Below are 5595 nucleotides of genomic sequence, written 5' to 3' on the forward strand. Positions count from 1 at the left end.
GTTGGAGAAGTGAACCCGGTGGAGACCCGGCAAACGCCTAGTCTTTGCGCGGCCCGCCCAGCCGGCGGCGCCCACGAGGCCAGGTCCCCGGAACACTAGTGATCCCCCTAATTTCGCCGCGGTACCTTGCGGGCACGCCGACGTCCGGCCACGAAAGACGTTTGCGGCGATGACGGATCCGCCACCGGAGCAGACCCCGGCGTGTCACCGACTTTCGGCGGTCCGACTCCCGCCATGGAGGTGTGCACGATGAACGAGAGCCGCAAGCGGGTGCTGTTCCTCAGCTCCACGGGGCACGGAATTATCAATCCGTTGCGTGTCGTCGCCGCCGAACTGGCCCGGCGTGGCACGGAGGATCTGTGGTTCGCGGCGGAGGCGGAGCACAAGGCGGACATCGAGAAGATCGACGAGGGAAGCGGCATCACCTTCGTCTCCCTCGGTGACCCCATCCCGGAAATCACCCCCGACTGTTGGGACGCCGAGGTGTACCGCAAGGTCACCCAGCGGTCCCGGTGGAAGGCGCACCACGCGGTGGTGCGCCAGGTGTTCAGTCCGGTGCCGACGCAGCAGAGGTACCCGGTGGTCGAGGCCCTGGTCAAGGAGATCAAGCCTGCCCTCATGGTCTTCGACACCGTGAACCCCATCGCGATCACCGTGGCCGTCAAGCTGAAGATCCCGTTCATCCTCATCTCGCCGTTCCTGCCGAGCAATCTGCTCGCGGCGGCGGCGCCGCGCGGGTATCCGATGATGCACTCCGGGCTGCCCCTGAACATGTCGTTCCAGCAGCGGGTCTACAACTCCTATTTCAAGACCCGGGCCAAGCTGATGTTCCTGCACCCGAAGATGCTGAAGATCGTTCGCCACGTCCTGACCACCGTGAAGGAACTGCAGCTTCCGGCGGAGGTGCTCCGTCCGACGGCCAAAACCGATTTCGCCGAGGCCGTCGTGTGCTGCACGGTGCCCGGACTGGACTATCCGATCCCCATGCCCGAGAACGTCCACCTGGTTGGCGCGGTCATCCCGCCGCTACCGGAGGCGCCGGGCGACCATGACCTGACGCAGTGGCTGGACGCCAACCCCTCCGTCGTCTTCATGGCATTCGGCACGATCACCCGGCTGACCCGCCCCGAAGTCCACGCCATGACGGAGATCGCCCGCCGGTTGGACGGCCGGCACTCCGTGCTGTGGAAACTCCCGAAGGAGCAGCAACACCTGCTGCCGCCGAGCGACGAGCTGCCTGCGAACCTCAGGATCGAGAGCTGGGTCCCCTCGCAGCTCGATGTGCTGGCCCATCCCAACGTCAAGCTCTTCGTCAACCACGCGGGCGGGAACGCGTTCCACGAGGGACTGTACTTCGGCAAGCCGCAGGTCATCCGGCCGCTCTGGGTCGACTGCTACGACCAGGCGATACGCGGCGTGGACAGCGGGGTCAGCCTCACCGTGGACGACCCGCAGACCATTGATGTCGAAGACTGGCTGAGCAAGATCACCCGAGTCCTCGACACCCCCACCTTCCGTGAACGCGCCGAGCATTTCGCCAAGGCGATGCGAGAGGCGGGGGGCGTCCACGCCGCCGCCGATCTGATCCTGGGCAGTCCGGCGCTGAAATGACAGGACGTGGCGACAGCATGCCAACTAGCGATCCGATCTCCATCGAGTTCCCGACGCGACGGCGCGGGCAAATATCTCCCCCGGACGCGTACGCCGAACTGCGGGCGCGCCCGGGCCTGGTCAAGTCGGCGCTGCCCAACGGCAGCACCGTGTGGCTGGTCACCCGCCACGAGGACGTGCGCACCGTGCTCACCGACCCGCGGATCAGTGCCAGCCCCACGCACCCGGGGTTTCCGACCATCGGGCGCAACGGGACGGTGCCGCACCCCGACCAGATCCCCGGTTGGTTCGTCGCCTACGACCCACCGGACCACACGCGGTTCCGCAAGGCGCTGATCCCGGAGTTCACCGTACGGCGGGTGGGTGAGCTGCGCCCGGCGGTCCAGCGGATCGTCGACGGCTGCATCGACGCCATGCTCGCCGGTGGCACCACCGCCGACCTGGTGGCCTCGTTCGCGCTGCCGGTGCCGTCGCTGGTCATCTGCGAACTGCTCGGCGTGCCGCGCACGGACCGCGAGCTCTTCGAGTCCAGGACGCAGATCCTGGTGACCTTCACCTCGACCGACGACGAGCGCGACGCCGCGGCCCAGGACCTGCTGCTCTACATCAACAAGCTGATCGCCATGAAGCAGCGCTTCCCCGGCCGGGATCTGACCAGCCGGTTGCTGCGTGCCGGGGTGCTGACCCCCAAGGAGATCTCCGGCGTCGCCCTGCTGCTGCTGATCGCCGGGCACGAGACGACGGCGAACAACATCGCGCTCGGCGTGGTCATGCTGCTGCTGAACCGGCAGTGGATCAACGCGCCCGGGGTGGTCGAGGAGGTGCTGCGCTACCTGTCGGTGGCCGACCGGGTGGCGCTGCGGGTGGCGGTGGAGGACGTCGAGATCGGCGGGCAGCTCATCAGGGCCGGCGAGGGCATCGTGCCGCTCGGCGCCGCGGCCAACCACGACGACGCCACGTTCGGGCACGCCGACCAGTTCGATCCGAGCCGCTCGGCCCGCCACCATGTCGCGTTCGGGTACGGCGTGCACCAGTGTCTCGGGCAGAACCTCGTCAGGATCGAGATGGACACCGTCTTCGGGTCCCTGTTCCGGCGGATTCCGACCCTTGAGCTCGACCAGGCGGTCGAGGACCTGCCGTTCAAGTACGACGGCGTGCTGTTCGGGCTGCACGCGCTCCCCGTCCGCTGGTAACGGACCTGCACGTCCCCGACAGGATAAGGAAGGTCATGCGGGTCAACGTGAACGCCCAGCGCTGCATCGGCGCCGGCCAGTGCGTGCTCATCGCGCCGGAGGTCTTCGACCAGAGCGACGACGGCACCGCCATGGTCCTGGTCGACACCCTGGACGACTCGGCCCAGACGGTGGTGCGGGAGGCCGTCCGCGCCTGCCCGTCCAGGTCCGTCTCACTGGCGGAAAGCTGAGGGCCGTACCGCGCGGGTACCCGCCGGCCGGGGACCTCGACGCTGCGCGAAGTTTCCTCGCCTGGAGCACTATGGACGGGTGACGGAAATCGAGCCGCACGACGCGCGGACCCTCGCCGAGAGCCTGCGCCAGGTGTACGACGCGGTCGCCCAGCGCATCACCGAGGACAACGCCCGCTCGCCGTTGGTGGCCAAAGTGACCGAGCACCTGGGCTGCCCACTGAGCGACGTGGTCGTGGTCGAGGAGAAATACCGCCTCTACGAGCACGTCGCCCTGCAGATCGGCGCCGACCACTACCTACGCGCGCACACGCCGGACGCGCGCTGGTTCGGTGTCGTCGGCGGGGAACGGCGCTGGGAGAGCATGATCAACATGCTGCTCGGCGCCATGCGGGACGGCAGCCGCCTGCTCGGCCTACCCGACTACGGCACCGCGCCGGTGGACCATGACGAGACCATCGAAGTCCTCCAACTCGGCCTGGTCGCCACCTACGCCCCCGACGGCACGCCGGTGATCCTCGGCATCAGCGACCGCGAGGACTACAGCAAACAACTCTGCCTGATGACGGTGATCTCGGCCGACCGAGCGGCAGCGGGAGCCGTACGGGACGAGGTGGACCGGCTCAAGCGCGAGAACGACCCGTTCCGGGGAAAGGTGCTCAGCTTCGGCTTCAGCGAACACCGCGAGAACGAGCTGCTGACATTCCTGCCGCGCCCCCAGCTCACCCGGGACGAGGTGATCCTGCCCGCCGGGCGCCTGGAGGCGATCGAGCAGCACGTCGTCGGCATCGCCCGGGAGGCCGGGCACTTGCTGGAAGCAGGCCAGCACCTGCGGCGCGGCCTGCTCCTGTACGGCCCGCCCGGCACCGGCAAAACCCACACCACGCGCTACCTGATCGGCGCGCTCAAGGATCACACCAGTACGCCCGCGGCCGCGCGGTCGAGGCCGACGTCGCGAAGGTCGTCGCAGCCACCGACGACGTAACGGCGTCCTTCATCAAGGAACTGCTGCGCCAGACGGTCCTGATCGCGCTGCGCGCGCAGGAGCGGACTTTGACCGACGACCATTTCGACACTGCCCTGCAGGGCATGTCGAGCGACACCCAGGCCCTTACCCGCGCCCTCCTCGGCGGCACCCCCACCCGACAGGAGCGCACCCCGACACGTCTGGAGCCCCCCTGCTGATGGACGAGTCGAAGCCGCGCTTGACCAGCCAGCGGACCGCCAGCAGGCTTCGCAACGACCACCACGCGCGGATCACGTCGAGGTTGACGTCGAGGTCGAAGTCGGTGCCGTAGCCGACGACGACGTGCAGCGGCACCCACGGCGGCCCATGCCGACGACGCGGTTGACCGCGTCCTCTTCTCCCCTCGTGTTCGCTTCAGCTCAAAAAGCCAGGTTGAAAAACCTCCACCAGGGTGAACAGATCAAACCCTACTCTCGCAGTACAGCATGTATGCAGACAGGTATTACCCGTATCCTTCCGTCTATGCCAGGACTCGATCACGAGATGACCATAGAGTTCATCCACACCCGCCCCGCGATGGCGGTGGAGCTGTTACGGGATGCCGCAGGAGTTCAGCCGCCCCCGTTCGCCACCGCCACGGTCGAGGCGGTGGACTGCACCCAACTGGCCCCGGTGGAGTTCCGCGCCGACTCCGTAGTGGTCCTACGCGACGCGAAAGGCACGGCCCTGCTGGCCCTCATCGTGGAGGTGCAGAACCGACACGACGCACGCAAGCGATTCAGCTGGCCCGTCTACGCGACAACGCTGCGGGCACGGTTGCAGTGCGCCACCGCCCTCATGGTCATCTGCCCCGACCCCGCGGTGGCCCGCTGGTGCGAACAGGCCATCGGCCTGGGCCCCAGCGGAACCATCACCCCACTGGCCGTGCACCCCGACCGCATCCCCCTCATCACCGATCCGAACCGGGCGCGCGCCTGTCCTGAACTGGCCATGCTGTCCGCCCTGGCCCATGCGGAGCGGCCCGAGTGCCGACCGGCGCTGGAGGCCATGGTCTCGGCCATGGACACCCTGGACGAGGACCGAGTCAAGCTATATTTGAATTATGTGTTCGACGCGCTACCAAGCGTGGCGCGCAAGCACCTGGAGGAGATCGTGACAATAGCGGGCGACAAAAGCGACAAATACGAGGCCGCCGCCCGGCAGTACCTGTCCCACTGGGTCGAGCAAGGCCGCAAAGAGGGACTCGCAGAAGGGCTCGCAGAAGGACTCGCGAAGGGCGAGGCGGAATCCATCCTTGCCGTGCTCGACGCCCGGGGCTTGGAGATCTCCCCCGATGCGCATGATCGAATCACGCGCTGCGAGGACCCGGCCCTACTGAAGACCTGGGTCCGCCGCGCCGCGATCGTGAACTCCACCGACGAAATCTTCACCTGAACGCCGAAACGCGCATGATTGTGCGGCCCCGTGCCAGCCGCACAATCGATCACCTACATAGCAGCCAACCTGGGCAAATCGGGTCAAAGGTGGTGGGGTGCCAGGGATTTGGACCCTGAAGCTACGGATTAGAAGTCGTAAGAATTCATACCAGATCTAC

General features: G+C 67.1%; 6 protein-coding genes. 5 read left to right on the top strand and 1 reads right to left on the bottom strand.

What is annotated here, in order from left to right; genetic code table 11:
- Nucleotides 1-249 precede the first annotated feature (249 nt).
- The 4 genes from KIP79_RS09180 to KIP79_RS09195 all read left to right on the top strand — a co-directional run bounded on the left by KIP79_RS09180 (nucleotide 250) and on the right by KIP79_RS09195 (nucleotide 4019).
- Nucleotides 250-1611 carry a glycosyltransferase gene (locus tag KIP79_RS09180; RefSeq protein WP_214104277.1) on the top strand — a complete coding sequence of 454 codons (1362 nt, stop codon included), beginning with the start codon at nucleotides 250-252 and terminating at the stop codon, nucleotides 1609-1611.
- Between the two features lie 17 nt (nucleotides 1612-1628).
- Entirely contained in the window at nucleotides 1629-2804 is a 1176-nt protein-coding gene (locus tag KIP79_RS09185) for a cytochrome P450 (RefSeq protein WP_250212945.1), read from the top strand.
- 35 nt (nucleotides 2805-2839) lie between these two features.
- Nucleotides 2840-3034: a ferredoxin gene (locus KIP79_RS09190; RefSeq protein ID WP_214104278.1), complete on the top strand. Its 195-nt coding sequence runs from the start codon at nucleotides 2840-2842 to the stop codon at nucleotides 3032-3034.
- 79 nt (nucleotides 3035-3113) lie between these two features.
- A complete protein-coding gene (locus tag KIP79_RS09195; protein WP_214104279.1) occupies nucleotides 3114-4019 on the top strand; it encodes a hypothetical protein in 906 nt (301 codons plus the stop codon).
- A gap of 126 nt (nucleotides 4020-4145) precedes the next feature.
- On the opposite strand, the gene KIP79_RS09200 is transcribed toward KIP79_RS09195, so the two are convergent.
- Nucleotides 4146-4355: a hypothetical protein gene (locus tag KIP79_RS09200; RefSeq protein WP_214104471.1), complete on the bottom strand. Its 210-nt coding sequence runs from the start codon at nucleotides 4353-4355 to the stop codon at nucleotides 4146-4148.
- Between the two features lie 168 nt (nucleotides 4356-4523).
- Here KIP79_RS09200 and KIP79_RS09205 point away from each other — a divergent pair, with 168 nt between their 5' ends.
- The gene (locus KIP79_RS09205) at nucleotides 4524-5435 is read left to right on the top strand and encodes an RpnC/YadD family protein (protein ID WP_214104280.1); all 912 of its coding nucleotides are present in this window, start codon (nucleotides 4524-4526) and stop codon (nucleotides 5433-5435) included.
- The last annotated feature ends 160 nt before the right edge of the window (nucleotides 5436-5595 follow it).

Source organism: Acrocarpospora catenulata (assembly GCF_018476525.1).
GTDB lineage: Bacteria > Actinomycetota > Actinomycetes > Streptosporangiales > Streptosporangiaceae > Acrocarpospora > Acrocarpospora catenulata.

Excerpts from the sequence above, each read along its gene's own strand:
- KIP79_RS09185 (WP_250212945.1), top strand. The coding sequence starts at position 1,629 with ATGCCAACTAGCGATCCGATCTCCATCGAGTTCCCGACGCGACGGCGC.
- KIP79_RS09190 (WP_214104278.1), top strand. The coding sequence starts at position 2,840 with ATGCGGGTCAACGTGAACGCCCAGCGCTGCATCGGCGCCGGCCAGTGC.
- KIP79_RS09205 (WP_214104280.1), top strand. The coding sequence starts at position 4,524 with ATGCCAGGACTCGATCACGAGATGACCATAGAGTTCATCCACACCCGC.
- KIP79_RS09180 (WP_214104277.1), top strand. The coding sequence starts at position 250 with ATGAACGAGAGCCGCAAGCGGGTGCTGTTCCTCAGCTCCACGGGGCAC.